This window comes from Mycolicibacterium arseniciresistens (genome assembly GCF_030519285.1).
GTDB lineage: Bacteria > Actinomycetota > Actinomycetes > Mycobacteriales > Mycobacteriaceae > Mycobacterium > Mycobacterium arseniciresistens.
In genome coordinates this window covers 22,396-40,312 of record NZ_JAUMSQ010000051.1, presented here as the reverse complement: position 1 = coordinate 40,312, position 17,917 = coordinate 22,396, and the positions used below count along the sequence as shown (strand labels likewise).

Genomic DNA, 17,917 nt, shown 5'->3' with positions numbered 1-17,917 from the left:
GGCGGTGGCACCGCAGGCTGCCCGTCAGGTGTTGCGGCCGCTGGACGCCCGTTGGGCGGCGCCGTAGGCGCCGGACCCTGCGCGGTCGCGTCCGCGCCCGGACCGAACAGGTCGGTGAGCGCGTCACGCACCGTCGGCCCGTAGCCGACCTTGTCGTTGTAGAACATCGCCACGCGGATCAACCGCGGGTACGACGACGCCGCATCGCTGGCCCCGGGCGAGGCGTACACCGGCTCGACGTAGAGCAGCCCGCCGTTGCCCACCGGCAACGTCAGCAGGTTGCCCCACCGGATGCGGTTCTGGTTGTCGCGGCCGATCACACCGAGATCCTGCGAGACCGCGGTGTCGGTGGTGATCGCGTTGTTCGCCAGCTTGGGGCCGTTGACCTGTCCGGGGATCGTCAGCACCGTCAGCTTGCCGTACGTGTCCGGGTCGGAGCTCGCGCTGATGTAGGCCGCGAGGAAGTCGCGCCGGAACCGGTTCATCGCGCTCGTCAGCTGGAACGATGACGAATTGTCTTCGCGGGCCAGGTCTTTGGCGACGATGTAGTACGGCGGCTGGAAGCTGCTCGCCGTCGGGTTCGGGTCCAGCGGCACGTCCCAGAAGTCCGATGTCGAGAAGAACGTCACCGGGTCGTCCACGTGGTACTTGGCCAGCAGGGCGCGCTGCACCTTGAACAGGTCCTCGGGGTAGCGCAGGTGCGCCTGCAGCTCGGGCGAGATCTCGCTCTTGGGCTTGATGGTGTCGGGGAACACCTTCATCCAGGCCTGAAGCACCGGATCCTGCTCATCCTGGGCGTACAGGGTGACGGTGCCGTCGTAGGCGTCGACCGTGGCCTTCACCGAGTTTCGGATGTAGGACACCTGCTTGTCCGGCGCGAGCCGGTTGACGGCCACCTCGTTGGAGTCGGCGGTCGCCGAGGACAACGTGGTCAGTTCCGAATACGGGTAGTTGTCCAGCGTGGTGTAGCCGTCGATGATCCACACCATGCGCTTGTTCACGATGGCCGGGTACACGCTGGTGTCGGTGGTCAGCCACGGCGCCACCGCCTCCACCCGCTCGGCCGGATCGCGGTTGAACAGGATCTTGCTGTTCTCACCGATCACGTTGGAGAACAAGAAGTTCCGCTCGGCGTACTTGGCGGCGAAGACGCTGCGCGTCAGCCAGTTGCCGATCTCGACGCCGCCGCTGCCGGTGTAGGTGTAGTTCTTGGTCTCGACGTTGTTCTCGTAGTCGTATTCGCGCGGTGTGCCGTTCTCGCCGACGATCGCGTAGTCCGCGGGGGTGTTGGCGATGACCGGCCCGAAGTAGACGCGCGGCTGGTCAAGCGGCGCCGGGCCGGGCCGGTCGACGGTGCCGTTCGGGCCCACGACGCTGGCCAGGAACTCCGGGTACCCGCCGTTCTGGTTCGGGTCCTCGGCGACACCGCGCACGACGTTGGCCGGTGAGGCGATGAAGCCGTTGCCGTGCGTGAAGACGGTGTGCCGGTTGATCCAGTCGCGCTGATTGTCGATCAGCCGGTCGGGGTTGAGCTCGCGGGCGGCGACCACGTAATCGCGCAGATTGCCGTCACGAGCGACGTAGCGGTCGATCGACAGCTGGTCGGGGAAGTAGTAGAAGTTCTTGCCCTGCTGGAACTGGGTGAACGCAGGCGCGACGATGTTGGGGTCGAGCAACCGGATGTTCGACGTGGTGGCGCGGTCCGCGGCGACCTGCTGGGCCGTCGCGGCGACGTTGCCCGGGTAGTCGCGGTAGCTGACCACGTCGTCGGTCAGCCCGTAGGCCTCCCTGGTGGCCGCGATACTGCGGCTGATGTATTCGCTCTCCTTCTGCGCCGCATTGGGTTTGACGCTGAACTGCTCGACCACCAAGGGCCAGCCTGCGCCGACCACCAGCGACGACAGCAGGAGAAGCACCACGCCGATCGCCGGGATGCGCAGGTCGCGCAGCACGATCGCGGAGAACACCGCGGCCGCACAGATCAGCGCGATCGCCAGCAGGATCAGCTTGGCAGGCAGCACCGCGTTGATGTCGGTGTAGCCGGCGCCGGTGAACGGCTTGCCGCCGCGGGTGTGCACCAGCAGCTCGTAGCGGTCCAGCCAGTAGGCCGCCGCCTTGAGCAGGATCAGCACACCCACCAGCGTCACGAGCTGGATGCGCGCCGACCGGCTCAGCGCACCGCTGCGCCCGGCCAGCCGGATGCCGCCAAACAGGTAGTGGCCCAGCAGGTTGGCGACGAACGCCAGGAAGACGGCGACGAACAGGAAGCTCAGCACCAGGCGGTAGAACGGCAGATCGAAGGCGTAGAAGCCCAGGTCCAGGCCGAACTGCGGGTCGGTGACACCAAAGCTGCCGCCGTGCAGGAACAGCTGGATGCGCACCCAGTAGCTCTGCGCGACGAAGCCGGACAGGATGCCGATGAACGCCGGGATGCCGAGGCCGAACAACCGCAACCGGCTCATCACCGTGGTGCGGTAGCGGGCGACCGGATCGTTGGGCCCGATCGTCGGCACGAACACCGGGCGGCTGCGGTATGCCAGCGCCAGGCCTGCGAAGACGATGGCGCCGATCACCAGCGTCACCACCACGAAGATCAGCAGCCGCGTCAGCAGCACGGTGGTGAACACCGAGCGGTAGCCGAGTTCGCCGAACCACAGCCAGTTGACATAGCCGTCGATCAGGCGGGGCCCGATCAGCAACAGAACGACGACCGCGAGCGCGATCCCGATCAGAAAACGGCTACGTCGCGTCAGCTTCGGCATCCTCGCCGCGGGCCGCATACCCACTCGTCACTCCAGTTCTGGGGAAGTCCATCGAAGGCACGTCTGTCGACGTGGCACCAACTCTACGCACCACTCGCGGTGCGGTGACCTAGCAGCGGGGCGGTTCGCCACCAGCGGAAAGCGTCTTCAACGCGTCGACCGTCTGTGTGAGATTCTCCGCCTTGACCAACTCGAGGCCGTCCTGCGGATCGGTCTTTGCCTCGGCGCAGTTGTCGGCGGGCACCAGGAACACCGTGGCGCCGGCCTCCCTGGCCGCCAGCATCTTGTGCGTGATGCCCCCGATCCCGCCGACCTCGCCGTCCGCGGTGATGGTGCCGGTGCCCGCGACGAACCTGCCGTCGTTGAGGTCACCGGTGGTCAGCTTGTCGACAACGGCCAGGCTGAACATCAGGCCCGCCGACGGACCGCCGATGTTCGCCAGGTTGAAGTCGATGGAGAAATCCGCCCACGGCGCGTCGAGCACGCCGACGCCCAGGAAGCCCTGCCCGCCGTCGGGGTGCTTGCCCAGCGTGATCGTGGTCTCGCCGTCGTCGGCGTTCTTGCGGCGGAAGTCGACCGTGATCGCGTCACCGGGCCGGGTGGCCTTCACGATGCCCTGGAACTCGTCGAGGGTGGCGACGGGTTTGCCGTTGACCGCGTCGATGGCGTCACCCGGCTGCAGCTTGCCCGCGGACGGCCCGGGGTCGGTGACCGACTCGACGGTGACCGCCTTCGGGTACTTCAGATAGGCCAGCGCGGCGTACTCGGCGTTGTCCTCCGAGCGCCGGAAGTCGGTGCTGTTGGCCTCGTCGATCTCGTCCCTGGACTTGTCGGGCGGGTACACCAGGTCGCGGGGCACCAACTGCTCGCGGCCCGACGTCCACAGCGCCAGCGCCTGGCCGAGGGTCAGGCCGTCGCGCTGCGACACGGTGGTCATGTTCAGATGCCCGGACGTGGGGTGCACGTCGGCGCCGGGGCCCTCGATGTCCACGACCTGCTTGCCGTCGACCTCGCCGAGGGTGTCGAACGTCGGTCCCGGGCCCAGCGACACGTACGGCACCGTCGTCACCGACAGCAGCACCCCGAACGCAAGGATCGGCACGAGCGCGACCAGCAGCGTCAATACCCGCCTGTTCACGCCGCCCACAGTAGAGGCCCGGTACGCGGTTCACTCACAGCGTGACCCGCGTACCCGCACGGGCCGCCCATGGTGAGTACCGTTGACGGCATGGCTGACCTGCCCTTCGGGTTCAACTCTGGAGACGACCCCGAACGTGACCGCAATAAGGACCCCGACCCGGGATCCGGCGCGGGCGGGCCGTCGAATCCGTTCGGCCCCGGTTTCGGGCAGGGCGGAGCCGGCTTCGACATGTCCGAGCTCGGGCAGATCTTCAGCAAGCTCGGTGAGATGTTCAGCGGCGCCGGCGCCATGACGCCCGGCGGGCAGGCCGGTCCGGTCAACTACGACCTGGCCCGTCAGATCGCGTCGAGTTCGATCGGTTTCGTCGCACCGGTGCCGGAGAAGACCAGTTCGGCGATCGCCGACGCGGTCCGGTTGGCCGAGACGTGGCTCGACGGCGCCACGCCGTTGCCTGCCGGCACCACCCGGGCGGTGGCCTGGACGCCCTCGGACTGGCTGGACAACACCCTGCAGACGTGGAAGCGGCTGTGCGACCCGGTGGCCGAGCAGATCTCCACGGTGTGGGCTTCGGCGCTGCCCGAAGAGGCCAAGAGCATGGCCGGCCCGCTGCTGGCGATGATGTCGCAGATGGGTGGCATGGCCTTCGGCTCGCAGCTCGGCCAGGCGCTGGGCAAGCTGTCGCGAGAAGTGTTGACCTCCACCGACATCGGGCTCCCGCTCGGGCCCAAGGGAGTGGCCGCGCTGATGCCGGAGGCGGTCGAGGCGCTGTCGGAGGGGCTCGAACTGCCCCGCAGCGAGATCCTGACGTTCCTCGCCGCGCGCGAGGCGGCGCACCACCGGCTCTTCAGCCACGTGCCGTGGCTGTCGTCGCAGCTGCTCGGCGCCGTCGAGGCGTTCGCCCGCGGCATGAAGGTCGACATGAGCGGCATCGAGGACCTGGCGCGCGGTTTCAACCCCGCCTCGCTGAGCGATCCCTCGGAGATGGAGCAGCTGCTCAACCAGGGCATCTTCGAGCCGAAGGCCACCCCGGAACAGGTCGCCGCGCTGGAACGGCTGGAGACGCTGCTGGCCCTGGTCGAGGGCTGGGTGCAGACCGTCGTCATCGCCGCGCTCGGCGACCGCATCCCCGGAACCTCGGCGCTGTCGGAGACGCTGCGCCGCCGCCGCGCCACCGGCGGACCCGCCGAGCAGACCTTCGCCACCCTGGTCGGGCTGGAACTGCGGCCGCGCAAGCTGCGTGAGGCCGCCGTGCTGTGGGAGCGGCTCACCGACGCGGTCGGCGCCGACGCGCGCGATGGCGTGTGGCAGCACCCCGACCTGCTGCCCGACGCCGCCGACCTCGACGAGCCCGCCGGCTTCATCGACCGCGTCCTCGGCGGCGACACCAGCGGTATCGAGGACGTCATCGCCGAGTTCGAGAAGAACGACAAGAAGGACGAGGGCGAGAAGGACGGGGACAAGAAGGACGGGGCCGGCTAGAACGTCCCTTTCCGCGGCGCCCGGGCCCTGTGGATAACCCGCGGTGGCGCCGGCCGGCCGTGGCACAGTCATCGCATGACGCGCTATGCGCTGGATCCGTCGATGCCGGTGCTGCTGCGGCCCGATGGTGACGTGCAGATCGGGTGGGACCCGCGGCGCGCCCTGCTGGTCCGCCCGCCCGACGGCGTCACCCCCACCGCGCTGACCGGCCTGCTACGCGGCATGCATGCCGGCATCACGCCCGACGACCTGCGCACCGCCGCCGCCGAAGCCGGCCTTCGCGATGCCGCGGCACTGGACGATCTGCTGGCCGCGCTGGTCGACGCCGGCGTCGTCACGGTGGTGCGCACGGTGTCGCGCAGCCACCGAACCCGCACCGCGGCGATCCGCATCCACGGGCGCGGCCCGCTGTCGGACCTGCTGAGCAGCGGCCTGCGGTGTTCCGGCGCCCGGGTGTTCCAGAGCAGGCTGTCCCACGCCGAGGTCACGCCGGATTCGACGGATCTGGTGGTGCTGTCGGACTACCTGGTGACCGAACCGCGCATCGTGCAGCAGTTGCACGCCGCGGCGATGCCACACCTTCCAGTGCACATCCGCGACGGCGCCGGCATGATCGGGCCGCTGGTGATCCCCGGCCGCACCAGCTGCCTGGGGTGTGCCGACCTGCATCGCATTCTTTCCGCATAAGTTCCGTGTCTTGTTTCGACGGTCTCCTTTACGCCTTGCGCGTGTCGGGACTCGTTGTCGGATCGGAAGGGCTTAGGTGTCGGTGTGGAGATGGTGGCGTTCACCGGGGACGGCTGGGAAACATGGGATGTCGAACGGCGCCCGGTGGCACCGACGGGGATGCCGGTTCTGGTCGATTCGGACTTGTGTTTCGAGGATGCGCCGGGCCGTCCCCGTGCGTCTGTTGCGATGAACAGGTGGTTGAGAGAGCTACCTTCGAGCGGGGCGACCTCACCGGCCACGTGGCTTCGGTACGGACGGATTTTGCGAGACTGGGCGCGCTTCTTGACCGAGCACGGAATCGGTGTCTTCGATAACCGGGAGCGGTTGCGCGCTGGGCTGAGTGGCTACGCTGCGTATCGAGCGGTGGGTCCTGTTAAGGCCCGCTTCGAGGCGACGACGTGGAATCAGCACGTGAGCGTGTTGGCGTCGTTCTATCGGTGGGCGACGGCGGAGGGCTACGCGGCTAGCGAACCGTTCTCCTACGGCGTGGCACTCAATTCGTATGCGGACAAATTGTTGTTGCGCCAGAAGAACTCTGCCACTCGGCGCGTCCCCAAACCGCACGTGTCGATCAAGTACTTGGCTCTGGATTTCGCTGACTTTCTCATCCGCGGATTGGCAGGACTTGACCGTGACGGCGGTCCGTCGGAATTTCGTGGCCACCATTTGGCCCGCAATAGTGCTGTTGGCCGACTTGCGTTGTCGACGGGGTTGCGGGCCGCCGAGTTCTCGTCATTGCTGGTGTGGGAAATTCCCGCTCTACCGCAACGGCCACAACGGTTTCCGATTCCGTTCCCTGTTCCCGCGGGGGTGACCAAGGGCACCAAGTTCCGCACGACCTGGATCGAGTATGACGCGTTGGTGGAAGTGCATCGCTACATCGAGCTGGACCGGGCGGTCAACGTGGAGGGCTCGTTGTGGAAACCGGTGCATAGCGAGCCGTTGATGGTGACCGAGCCGGATCACCGGGGCGGCCGCGTGAACGGCACCAGGGTCGCGTGGGCTTCGCTTCGTCCCGTTGAGCGGCGCCGGCTGGTCGCGCCGGGCGGTGGTTCGTGTCTGTTGTCGGTGTGTAGTGACGGACGACCCTTCACAGCGTGGTCGACGGTGTTCGCCCGCACTGCGGATCGCATCCGACAACAGTGGGAGCCGCGATTCCCTCATGTGTCTCCACACCGGCTGCGCCACACCTTCGCCATGAAAACGATGGAGCGTTTGGTAGGCGGCTACTACGCCCAGCTTGCCCAGGCGGTGAAGGACACCGACGCCGACAACGCGCTGGCGTTCTACCTGTCGAAGGCAGACCCGATGATGGTGCTGCGTGACCTATTGGGCCACTCGTCGGTACTGACCACAGAGAAATACTTGCGGCGTCTGGACACCACTCGAATCTTCCGAGAGTCCTACGCCGCAGCGGGATCCCATCACGGACTGATAGCCGATTCGGCTGCCGACGACGAGGCCGCCGCCGAGTTCGCCGAAGAGGCCGACTAATGCCAGCTGAGATGACGACGGACCCGTTGGGACTGGACTGCCTGTTCACCAATGGCCAGCGTTCCCGGATCGCGGTGCCAGCCGGCTTCCGCAACGAGATCTTGGCGACGAACCTGGTGACAGCGCTGATCGAACTGATTCACCCCCGGGGCGGGGTTGATGCGGCTGGCACTGTCCGGCATCACATGCGTTCCCTTGCCAGCATGGTGTCGTGGTTCGATGAGCGGGGATTCACCGGTGGGGTGAAGGACCTGACCCGAAGTCAAGTGGCCGAGTTCCTGATGAGCCGCAAGACTGCTGTCGAACGCAATTGCCGGCAGCTGTTGACCGCATTCGGCAACGAGATCGAGCCCTTGTCGCCCGGTGTCATGGAATTCGTCACCGGCAAGACCTTTCACCCGAAACGCCGTCGCAACGAAACGCCGCTGGCCCCTTACTCCGAGGCAGAGTGGGGCCGTCTACAGCATGCATGCCTGGAGGTCATCAACGACTCCTACGCCGAGAATCGCCGTGCTGTAGCCGCAGCGAACCGGGGGCAGCGGCCCTCGCTGGATACCTGGACCTATGAAGACGTCTGCTGGCTGCTCGCCGATCTGGGGCCGACCATCACCAATGCGTCGGTGAGCCGCCTCTATGGTGTGTGTGCGGCCACGATCGCCAGCCGAAGCGGCGGAGTGGTACCCGCTCGCAGAGCTCTATTCCCTCAGACGTCGACAGTCATCGCTTACATGCTGCTATTCGGCAGTTACACCGGAATCGTGCCGGATGGCATCGCCAACCTGGGTATCAAGGACTTGGACTGGACCGGGGACAGCGAGATCCTGCTGTCGTACTTCAAGGGTCGGACCGCCGCGGAAAGTCTAGTATTGAACAAGGACGCGGTGAAACTGCTCGAGCAGTGGTTGCGACATTCGGCGTCGCTGCGGCAGTTCGCACCCGCCGACAAGCGCGGGGCCCTGTGGATTCGGTACCAGCAAGGACAATTCGGTCACCAGTTCCTCACCGGTGCAACTGATTACGCGTCGCTGCGCAAGTGGGTGAAGAATCGTGGCCTGGTCGACGACAACGGCAGCCCGTTGAAGCTGCATCGCCACCGGATCCGCACCACGTTCGAGTCCACGCGGGACCGCCGCACCTGGTTCGGCAGCGCGAGGGCCACCATCGACCCCAACCACACACCGGCGGTCGAGGGTGATCACTACCTCAGTGTCACCACGCCCGGCCAGCAACGCGCCATCGAGGGTGTGATCGAGGAGGCTCAGGGCGACCTGATGCGTCAGGCCTGCTTTCCGCAAGTGCTGCTTGGCGAAGCAGATGCCGCTGAGATCGCTGAACGCTTCCCGCAGCTGGTGAACACGCTGGACCTGGACGGGCCCGCGTTGGCCGAGCTGGTCGGCGGCCAACGCGACGTCTTCGTCGCCAGTTGCGCTGATCAATTAGCCGGCGTCCACGGCCCCGTCGGCAAACCGTGCCCGGCGCGGCCATGGGTATGTTTGTTGTGCCCGCTGGCATTATTCACCCCCCGCCATGCGACGAACCTCTTGCGACTCAAGGCCTACTTCGCCCGACAGTGGCTGCTCATGGCCGCACCGCAGTACATGGCCGTTTTCGGTCCATATTCAGCTCGCCTCGACGAAGTGTTGGCGTTGTTTCCCCCCGACGTGCTCACTCGGTCCGCCACCCACATAAGCGACACCGACCAAGACATCCCGCTGCGGCCGGAGGAAGGCACCCAGTGAACACACAAAGCTCGACCGCCCCCGACAGCACCGCGTTGCCGCGATCGGCCTTCGTAGGAATCGACATCTGCAGAGCCGCCTCGCTTCCACTGACCGAAGGGGCCCGACGGCCGCTGTTTGATGACGACGTGTGGAATCTCGACGAGGTGATCGGCACAGCCGTCGCACTCGCTAAATGTCAGCAGCAGTTAGACTTTCGGCCGCTAACCAATCCGCGGTGGCGCCAGGTCGCGAAGGAGTACGTATTCGCCCTGCTGGTCCCTCATCATGAGCAAGTACGCGTACTGCCGCACGCCTACCGCGTTGCATTCGGTCTGCAAACCTGCACTATGCGGCTGGCGGAGCTGGCACGATTCTTCCGCTGGCTGACCGAGCAAGGAGTCGACCAACTGACCCAGCTCGACCAGGGCCTTTGCGACGGGTACTTAAATTGGCGCCGCGACATACGGAGCGAGAAGGACGAGCCGATCCGTCAAGCGCAAATGGTTCATTATCACGCCGCGATGGTCATGATCGACATCGCCGAGTACAGCGAATTATTCACCGCTGATCGATGCCGTACTGGATTTCGACCGTGGCCAGGCAAGTCTGCCGCCGAGGCTGCCGGGGTGAAGACCAACACCGGGGAGAACAAGACGCCCCCGCTGCCGATGGAAACGCTGCGGCCGCTCCTCTCGGCGGCCTTATACATCGTGGACACCCTCGGCCCGCACATCCTCGCGCTTCGTGACGAGCTAGTGGAGCGAACTGAACGGAAGGCAAACCTGCGCACGATGCGCGCGTGCCCGACCGACAAGCTGCTTGCGGTGCTCGACCGGCAGTTACGCGAGGGCGAACCCTTCGACGAGCGGCTCGGCAGATTCAGCGCCGTCAAGAGCAGCGCCTATGGCGGACCCCTCGATGACATCAACTTCACGCCACTGGCCCACGCGGTCGGCTCTCGCCAGTTCTACGGTCGTTGGCTTCACGAACAGCCAGCGCTGCGTAACACGATCGAGAACGTGCTCGCCGTCGTGGGAACCGAAAAACCGCTGTGCCGCAACGCTGCTTTAGTTCCCCGAGCTGATGACGACACCGAAGTGCCCTGGACAGAACCCCTGCACTACACGGTCGCCGATGACCTGCCCAGCCTGCTGCGCACCGCGTGCCTGTTGGTGGTGGCGATCCTAACCGGCATGCGCAGTGGTGAGCTGATGGAACTTCAGCGGGGCTGCCCGACCGAAGAGGAAATCGCGCCGGGGCTCACGCGTTATCGACTAAAGGGGAAAGTGATCAAGGGGCGTGCTCTGGGCGGCGAACCCGAAGAGTGGGTGGTCATCCCCGAGGCGCACCGCGCAGCGGCGGTCGCCGAGAAGCTCATCGGTTTCGACGTGCACGGGGTTCGCAGCGACGCCGATCACCTGTTCGGCCGGTTCAGTTACCAGGACCTCGTTGGACGACTCCGCTCCTGGGTCAACGGGCCAGCCGGCGCCCGGCTGGGCCTGCAACCGATTCCTGATGAGACGTTCACCCTGCGGATGCTGCGCCGCCGGCTTGCCATCGAACTTGCTTACCGGCCAGCGGGGCTTCTGGCGGCCAAGGTGCAACTCAAACACGTCTCCGTGGTGACCACTGAGGGTTACGCGGCCCGCCCCGGCGGGGCTCAAGCCAAGCTGTGGGCCGAGATCAGCCAGCACGAACAGAGCCGAAACATCGAGCTGACACTGGAGGCTTTCGCCGACTTCGGGCGGGGGGTCATGCCCGCGGGGCCCGGCGCTCGCGAACTCATCGACTACTTCGGCAGCATCGACGCCCGGCTCGACCGCGAGCAGGCATCCCCCAAGGTTCTCCCCAACGATCAACAGCTTCGTAACCTGCTTTCACGACGCGCCAAGACGCTGCATCTAGCTGTGGCGAACTACTGCTGGTTCAGCGACCCCGCCCGTGCCCTGTGCCTGAAGATCGCAGGGACACCAACCGCCGAGAAGCCCCTGATCGGTATGTGCGACGCAGCTCGCTGCCCACAGGCAACCCACCACGCTCGTCACCGCGACACGTGGTCGGAAGCCGTGAAATCGACAACGACTTTCCTGGGCTCATTGAGCAAGACGCAGAAGAGCGAACGTCAACGCCTGCAGTCCGAACTGAGCCGCGCTCAACGGGTGATCGACGGTATCGATGCTGCCAGCACCGGCGGCCCAGCAGGATCCCTAGAGACTCCGACACATGGGCCGAGTTAGCCACCAGCAGCGCGAACAAATCGAATCGCGCATCAGGGCCGCCTCCGACAGGCTGCTGCGCGGAGACATACCCGCAGGAGGTGGTTGCGACGTAAAGACGCTCGCTGCAGAGTCTGGGGTCACTCGCGCCGCTCTCTACAGCACTTATCTGCACCTCAAGGAGGAATTCGAAGCGCGGCGCGAACGTCAGCGCAGCCTCAACATCGACAACGACCAGCGGGAGAAACAAATTCGGCGGTTGAAGGACGAGGTCGTCAAGCTGCGCCAATGGTTGGCTGAACGCGATGCCGACATCGCCGTCCACGAGCAGTTCCGCAAGAGCGCAATCTCTCGACTGGCCGCCCAACACGACGAGATCGTTCGGTTACGCGACGCCCTAGCCGACGACGACAAAGTCCGTGGTCTGCCCAGGCGTAGCTGATGAGCCATGCCCTTCTCCTGAGCGACTTTTGGCCCCGAGAATCCCTGTGAGGCGAAGGTAACCGAGGAGGAAGGGACAGCCGTTGAGATGGTTCCGCGTCAGCGCTTCGGCGACTTCTGCTTCGCGAGGTACGCCTTGACCGCCGCAGAACGTCGATGATCCGCCGGAATCACCCTGCCCTCCAGCTTGGCTGAAGCTTTTGTAGCTCGGGCGCCGGCCTTCTTGGCGGCCGCTGCGGATACGACCACCTTCTTGGGTGTGCGTTCCGCCATCACCACACCTCCGCCAATCAATAGATTGGGCCGACGGTACTCCTGGCGGCCGAGCCTGACCACCGAGTTTTGCCGACACGGAGCGAGCGTGACTGTCCCACGACTGCCCGGAACTCCTAGGGGTCCTAGGGGTACAGAGAACACAGAGAACACCGCGTGTCTCACTGCTGCGCTGTCTGCACTCAATGAGACAGTCGATATGTGACCGCCAACGGTCCGTACGAGCAGGAAGGCTCCGGATTTGAGCGTTGCGGTCGTCGACCTTGGCACCTTCTCTCGCCAGTGGGCCGTAGAGGGTCGGCGGATCGCATGGCTGTTCGGTGCGGGCGCAAGTGCCTCGGCTCAAGTCCCGACCGCTGGCCAGGTCGTCCTCGATCTCCTGTCGCGGTTGTACGCCGACGCACATCACCTCGTCCACCAGGACCTGAACCTTGGCGACGAAAATACGCGGCGGTCGATCTTCGCCTACTACGACGGCATAAACGGCATGCCTCCCATCGGTGATCCCAGCGACTACAGCACCGCCTTCTCTCTGGCTCTGCCCGACGATGGGCCCAGGCGTCAGTATTTGCGTAGCCTCTTCAATGATCGTCTGCCCTCGTATGGGCAACGAGTGCTCGGCGCCCTGATCGCCGAGGGTCTCGTCGACCTCGGGCTGACGACAAACTTCGACGACCTCATCGAGCAGGCAGCAGAGACCGCCCGAGCCGCGCTCACAACCTCGTCTCGTCCGCGCCTAGGGATCGCAGCGCTAGGTGATCCTGGGCGGGCCGGTCTCGCGCTGAGTGACGATGACTTCCCCCTGCTAGTCAAGCTGCACGGCGACTTCCGTGAGCACGCACTGAAAAACCTCGACAGTGAGCTTCAATCACAAGACGCCAAGCTGCGTCAGGCGTTCCTCGATAGCAGCCGTCGGTTCGGCCTGGCCGTCATCGGGTACAGCGGCCGGGACGCCAGCGTGATGACGATGCTCAACGACGCCGTCGCAACCGCTGACGCGCTTCCCGGCGGGCTGTGGTGGCTGACGCGCGACTCGAGCAGTGCACTGCCAGCGGTCGCCGAGTTGATGGAACGGGCCGATGCGGCCGGAGTGACGGCTCGCTTCGTCACCATCGAGAACTTCGATGAGACGTTCGCAAGTCTCGGCAGGACAGCCACCCTCAAACCGGCTCTCCGCTCGCACGTCGATCAGCTGCGTACGACTGCGCGCGTCGTGGACGCCGCCCTCCCAGCCATCGAGGCCGGCGACTTCCCGATCTTGCGTATGAATGCGCTGCCGATCCTGAGTTCGCCGACCCGCGCCCTCCGAGCCACGCTGCAACCGCGCACGACGCTCGATGCGGTTCGGGATGGACTCCACGCCGCGCGTTGGCGAGGAGCCCTGGCCACGTCTGGTGAGCGCGTTCTCGCCCTTGGCAGTGCAACGCAGCTCGCCTCCGCGCTTCCCCTGACGGGTCTGCCGTCTGGGGTCACGATCAACTGCCATCGAGAGGATGCGCCGACTCTGGAGCGAGCGGTGACCTCCGAGGCCCTGACGCGCGGCCTGGCACGCCGCCTGCCCGTACGAGCGCTGATCCGCGACCGAGGGCATCAATTGATCATTAGGCCCGCGAGCGCCGACCGGCCGGACTCCGCTGCCCAAGCCTCAGCCAGACAGGCTCTCATCCGGGCGTACGGGGACCCGCTCAATGGAGTCTGCCCAAACAAACTCGGCCGCGGGCCGGACGGCCAGCGACGAATGTTTGCGGAAGGCGTCCGCCTCAACGTCGAATGGCGGCTCGACCAGCTTTGGCTGCTCTTCGTGCCGCACACCTGGGTCTCGCCCGTCGACCGCACCAATGACGCGGGGCGCGGCGGTGATCCGGCGTCCGCCTGGCGAAAGGAACGTTGGGTGAACCGGCGCAACGAGAAGTGGGCAGAAATCATCGCGGCGTGGGCCTCGATCCTCGCCCCCGAGGCAGAAACCAAGATCGCCGTGCTCCCTCCAGGCTCAGAGAGCGACGCGATTGTCAGCCAGGAGTTCGTGTTGTCCAGCACGACGGCCTACAGCCGGGTGGCCCGATGACCTCGATCCCGTCTCACACGCTGAGCAAGCTGCCCCCGCACCGGGTCTTGGACGAGCCACTGCTTCGGTTTGGGGCTAACACCGGGCCGCATCCACTGCGTGGCCTCCTCAGCCACGGCCCCTACAGTCGAGGCACGTTCGGTAACAGCGCAATTCGTATCGCCATGGTCACTACGAAGCCCCTTGTGCCACGGCTTAAGAACTTCCTCGGCGCCCTACGGAACGAACACCAGCCGAGCGACAGACGAAAGTACGTCCCGACCTTCCCGGGCTTCCAGAAGGTTTTCGGGGTAGATCTCGTTCCGGCGGGTGATCAGGCCATCGTCCTGCTCGACGAGATCGGCGCTGGAGTCGCTGACCGCCACCAGGTGGCCTCGAACGCCGTTACCGCAGCCGTGCGTCAACTTTCCACGGTGCGCTCGACGTGGGACGTCGTCGTGGTGCTCCTGCCGCGAAGCTGGCACGCGTTCAGCGCCTCACCCGATGACAGCTTCGATCTTCACGATCAGCTCAAGGCCAGCTCCGCGCCAATCGGTGTGCCGACACAGGTCCTCTGGGAAGACAGTGCCCTTGAGTTCAAATACAAGTGCAGCCTGGCGTGGCGTCTTTCGATCGCGCTGTACGCGAAGGCCGGTGGCACCCCGTGGCGCCTGCACCGCGACACCGACGCGGACGTTGCCTACGTAGGGCTGTCCTATGCCATCCGAGGAGGCACGAAGGACGGCTTCGTCACGTGCTGCTCGCAGGTCTTCGATGCAGATGGTGGCGGAATGGACTTCGTCGCCTACGACGTCGGCGGCGGCATTGACCTCGAGAACCCACATCTCACCCGCGACCAGATGCGCGCCGTCATGTCGCGGAGTGTCCGGCTCTACCAGGACCGACACGCCGGCCACCTGCCACAGCGGGTAGTGGTACATAAGACGACAAACTTCCGTGACGAGGAAGCCGACGCCGTCATCGATGCGTGGGCAGCCTGCAAGGAGATTGAGTGCGTCCGGGTGCAGAGCAGCACCCCTTGGCGCGGAGTGCAGTTGGTGGCGCCGAACCCTGGCGCTGGTCGAAGCCAGCCCGATAATTGGCCGGTACGGCGCGGCACGATGCAGTTCTTGTCGGGCCGGGATGCGCTGCTCTACGTCAACGGTACGGCGCCAGGTCTCGGCTCGGGCAGCAACAACTTTTACCAGGGCGGCAAGAGCATCCCCAGCCCCCTCCTGATCAGTAGGGACGCTGGCTCCGGCCCGCTTGAGCAAACGGCGGCGGACGTCCTCGCCCTGAGCAAGATGGACTGGAACAACGATGCTCTGTACGACCCCCTGCCAGTCACGATCCGGTATTCGCAGACACTGGCCAGGGTGATCGGACATGCTTCGGATCTGCCCGATGCCATCTACCCGTATCGCCTATTCATGTAGCTGACGTAGGGGATGGACGTTTTGGCCGAGACCATTTCCTATTGAGCCCCCCTTTGGCGGAACCGAGGGGCGTGATTGATCATGTCGGCTGGGCGGATCGGCGTTCCCGACACTTGCGCTCAGTCATGCCTCCACGGCTATCGAGTCAGGTTCGCCTGCAATGCGGTCTAAGGTTGCGCGCTGACCGTCAGTCAGCATGTCCTCGGTGTAACCGTCTATAACGAGAGCCCACCATGCTGTGGCGACGTTGGGGCACCCAGGGCAACACCGGGGACCGACGACGCCGAACTGACCTATCCGCGGTGGGTAATCCCACCCGAGGGTAAACGCTTCGCCCGGAGTCAAATTCGCTTCAGCTCCGCACACTTCGCAGATATGCCGCAGCTGGCGTTCGGAGCTATCCATGACCCAAGCTTCGCCCGTCGGAGTCACATGAGGAGACCGCCCGAGGGCGCCAGGCGCTAAGACCCGACCTCACTCTTGCCTTCCGAGACAATCACGTTGTGCGGGTCGCCTCTTTCCGCGCCGACCGACGGGTCGCGTCACTCCGACAGCGCCCACAGATGCGACGAGGATGCTGGCCGCGGAGCCGGCGCGACAGTCACGGCACAGCGGTTGGTACCAATCCATGCCGCGACGTTCGGAGACTGACATTCTGCCGGGCGCCCCGCATAGCTCACAGATATGCACTGAAGCGTTTTCCGCTTGGTCTAGCAGAGCGATGAACATCTTGTGCACACGAAAGTTATCAGTCTGCGGCTGGGCGCGATAACGCAGAGATCCGAACTTCTGCTCAACGCAACTCACTTCGTAGTCGATATCGAGCGCGCACAGCTCCAGGTGGACTTGAGCGATCAACGGATACCACCCTGGCCCGCAGGAGATCGACTTACTCCACCCTGACGGGATTCTCAACAGCACGGTTGTCAGCGCATCACGGTACTTGCCTGCATCTGCAGGGATGCTTAGGGCGTCGTCCTCAACGCTTCGCACGGTGCCCGGCAGGCAACTGGTTCGGTCGTGTCCTGACACCTGATTCCCTCCTCATACACGGCAAACCACCAGGCCGCACGCACCTCGCGTTCCAAAATAGGGTCAATACGCATGTGAACGATACGCATGCGTATGAAACGCATGCGTACGACACACTCTGGCCGTTTGCGGTTGGGTTCTATGAGGTTGTCAAGCGTGCCGGACTCCGAACCCAAACGAGCCGCCGTAAACCCGACCACCCAAGAGTTCGGCGAGCGAGTTCACCGACGCCGACTGGAACTTGGCTTGAGCCAGGAGGCTGCAGCGCGACTCTGCGGCATACATTGGACGCAATTCGGCAAGGTGGAACGTGGGCAACGCAGTCTGCGTCTTGAGACGATCGTCCGTATCGCCGAGGGCCTTGACATCGACGCCGGACAATTGGTCCGCGGACTGCCTCTCCCCGACTGAGAGCGTCATTATCGTGGTTCGAGGCGAGCCCGCCGCGTGAAGTGCTCGCCAAAACACTCACTTCGGGTCCCTCAACACTAGTTGTCGCCCTGCTGCAGCCTGCGTGGGCGATCGGCGATCGGCGATCGGCGATCTAGTCGGCGGCGCCGAGGGATTGGGGTCACGCTTGCATGTGTGAGCACCGGCCGCAATCGCTTCTTCAACCCGGCGGCGGGAAGTTCTCGGGCCTGGGATCATGCTTGAAGTGGAATATGTGAGCGTCGAGGAGCTTCAGCGGCGCGCCGACGAACTTGTTCACCGCGCGACAGCCGGAGAGTACTTTGGTGTTCTCGTTGATGGACGTGTGGTCGCGTGGCTTGTTCCGCCCGCCGCCGAGGGATGATTACGCTGCGGGCGGATGTCTCTGTTCTGCAATGGTTTCTAAGTTCTGCGAGCGCTAGTAGTTCTCGCGCACATATTGATAGATCCGGTTGAACAATTCGCCCTTGATCGGTAGCGCGTAGTTTTTGAGGCCACTCCTGAATGTCGTCGAGGTGGCCAAGGGCGTCCAGCACATCGTAACTGTTGGTCGAGAACTTCAACGTGACGGAGCGGCCGTCATCGAGGCTGCCGTGAACGACGGCGGCATCCCATCTACCCACTGCTTCCACCGCGCGGACGTACTCTCCAGATGTGGCCTCGAACGCACGGAGGCGAACGCGGCTACATCCTGAATTTCGAACACTTCGATTCTGCAGC

Annotated in this window: 12 protein-coding genes and 1 pseudogene; 10 read left to right on the top strand and 3 right to left on the bottom strand. The window is 65.0% G+C overall.

Features of this window, described 5'->3' with window-relative positions:
- Positions 1-2,786, bottom strand: a 2,786-nt coding sequence (locus Q2100_RS09900; protein WP_302913907.1) for a UPF0182 family protein, incomplete at its 3' end; no start/stop codon positions are given.
- Positions 2,787-2,871: 85 nt separating this feature from the next.
- The gene (locus Q2100_RS09895; protein WP_302913906.1) at positions 2,872-3,900 is read right to left on the bottom strand and encodes a YlbL family protein; all 1,029 of its coding nucleotides are present in this window, start codon (positions 3,898-3,900) and stop codon (positions 2,872-2,874) included.
- A 90-nt stretch (positions 3,901-3,990) separates the two neighbouring features.
- Here Q2100_RS09895 and Q2100_RS09890 point away from each other — a divergent pair, with 90 nt between their 5' ends.
- The 6 genes and pseudogenes from Q2100_RS09890 to Q2100_RS09865 all read left to right on the top strand — a co-directional run bounded on the left by Q2100_RS09890 (position 3,991) and on the right by Q2100_RS09865 (position 11,984).
- Positions 3,991-5,382, top strand: coding sequence for a zinc-dependent metalloprotease (locus tag Q2100_RS09890; RefSeq protein WP_302913905.1), 1,392 nt, complete (start codon positions 3,991-3,993; stop codon positions 5,380-5,382).
- 75 nt (positions 5,383-5,457) lie between these two features.
- Positions 5,458-6,054, top strand: a pseudogene (locus Q2100_RS09885) (cyclodehydratase); the annotation flags it as partial.
- 105 nt (positions 6,055-6,159) lie between these two features.
- Entirely contained in the window at positions 6,160-7,605 is a 1,446-nt protein-coding gene (locus Q2100_RS09880) for a tyrosine-type recombinase/integrase (RefSeq protein ID WP_302913908.1), read from the top strand.
- A gap of 11 nt (positions 7,606-7,616) precedes the next feature.
- Positions 7,617-9,344, top strand: coding sequence for a hypothetical protein (locus Q2100_RS09875; RefSeq protein WP_302913904.1), 1,728 nt, complete (start codon positions 7,617-7,619; stop codon positions 9,342-9,344).
- Positions 9,341-11,563, top strand: coding sequence for a site-specific integrase (locus tag Q2100_RS09870; RefSeq protein ID WP_302913903.1), 2,223 nt, complete (start codon positions 9,341-9,343; stop codon positions 11,561-11,563). Before Q2100_RS09875 ends, Q2100_RS09870 begins: the two co-directional genes overlap by 4 nt.
- Positions 11,550-11,984 (top strand): hypothetical protein, encoded by a 435-nt coding sequence (locus Q2100_RS09865; RefSeq protein ID WP_302913902.1) that lies wholly within the window; start codon positions 11,550-11,552, stop codon positions 11,982-11,984. The genes Q2100_RS09870 and Q2100_RS09865 overlap by 14 nt, the downstream gene beginning before the upstream one ends.
- Before the next feature lie 98 nt (positions 11,985-12,082).
- On the opposite strand, the gene Q2100_RS09860 is transcribed toward Q2100_RS09865, so the two are convergent.
- Positions 12,083-12,256 carry a hypothetical protein gene (locus Q2100_RS09860; protein ID WP_302913901.1) on the bottom strand — a complete coding sequence of 58 codons (174 nt, stop codon included), beginning with the start codon at positions 12,254-12,256 and terminating at the stop codon, positions 12,083-12,085.
- Positions 12,257-12,497: 241 nt separating this feature from the next.
- On the opposite strand from Q2100_RS09860, the gene Q2100_RS09855 reads away from it, so the two are divergent.
- From Q2100_RS09855 to Q2100_RS09840, 4 genes are all read left to right on the top strand, one after another.
- Positions 12,498-14,321: an SIR2 family protein gene (locus tag Q2100_RS09855; RefSeq protein ID WP_302913900.1), complete on the top strand. Its 1,824-nt coding sequence runs from the start codon at positions 12,498-12,500 to the stop codon at positions 14,319-14,321.
- Between the two features lie 164 nt (positions 14,322-14,485).
- The gene (locus tag Q2100_RS09850) at positions 14,486-15,736 is read left to right on the top strand and encodes an argonaute/piwi family protein (protein ID WP_302913899.1); all 1,251 of its coding nucleotides are present in this window, start codon (positions 14,486-14,488) and stop codon (positions 15,734-15,736) included.
- Between the two features lie 1,119 nt (positions 15,737-16,855).
- Positions 16,856-17,179 (top strand): helix-turn-helix domain-containing protein, encoded by a 324-nt coding sequence (locus Q2100_RS09845; protein WP_328518118.1) that lies wholly within the window; start codon positions 16,856-16,858, stop codon positions 17,177-17,179.
- Positions 17,180-17,414: 235 nt separating this feature from the next.
- On the top strand, positions 17,415-17,561 hold the full coding sequence (locus Q2100_RS09840) for a hypothetical protein (RefSeq protein ID WP_302913897.1): 147 nt from the start codon (positions 17,415-17,417) through the stop codon (positions 17,559-17,561).
- Positions 17,562-17,917 lie beyond the last annotated feature (356 nt).

What these genes read in the sequence shown, in the direction of transcription:
- Q2100_RS09890 (WP_302913905.1), top strand. Translation starts at nt 3,991, where the DNA reads ATGGCTGACCTGCCCTTCGGGTTCAACTCTGGAGACGACCCCGAACGT.
- Q2100_RS09880 (WP_302913908.1), top strand. Translation starts at nt 6,160, where the DNA reads ATGGTGGCGTTCACCGGGGACGGCTGGGAAACATGGGATGTCGAACGG.
- Q2100_RS09875 (WP_302913904.1), top strand. Translation starts at nt 7,617, where the DNA reads ATGACGACGGACCCGTTGGGACTGGACTGCCTGTTCACCAATGGCCAG.
- Q2100_RS09865 (WP_302913902.1), top strand. Translation starts at nt 11,550, where the DNA reads ATGGGCCGAGTTAGCCACCAGCAGCGCGAACAAATCGAATCGCGCATC.
- Q2100_RS09860 (WP_302913901.1), bottom strand. Translation starts at nt 12,256, where the DNA reads ATGGCGGAACGCACACCCAAGAAGGTGGTCGTATCCGCAGCGGCCGCC.
- Q2100_RS09850 (WP_302913899.1), top strand. Translation starts at nt 14,486, where the DNA reads ATGGTCACTACGAAGCCCCTTGTGCCACGGCTTAAGAACTTCCTCGGC.
- Q2100_RS09845 (WP_328518118.1), top strand. Translation starts at nt 16,856, where the DNA reads ATGCGTATGAAACGCATGCGTACGACACACTCTGGCCGTTTGCGGTTG.
- Q2100_RS09840 (WP_302913897.1), top strand. Translation starts at nt 17,415, where the DNA reads ATGCTTGAAGTGGAATATGTGAGCGTCGAGGAGCTTCAGCGGCGCGCC.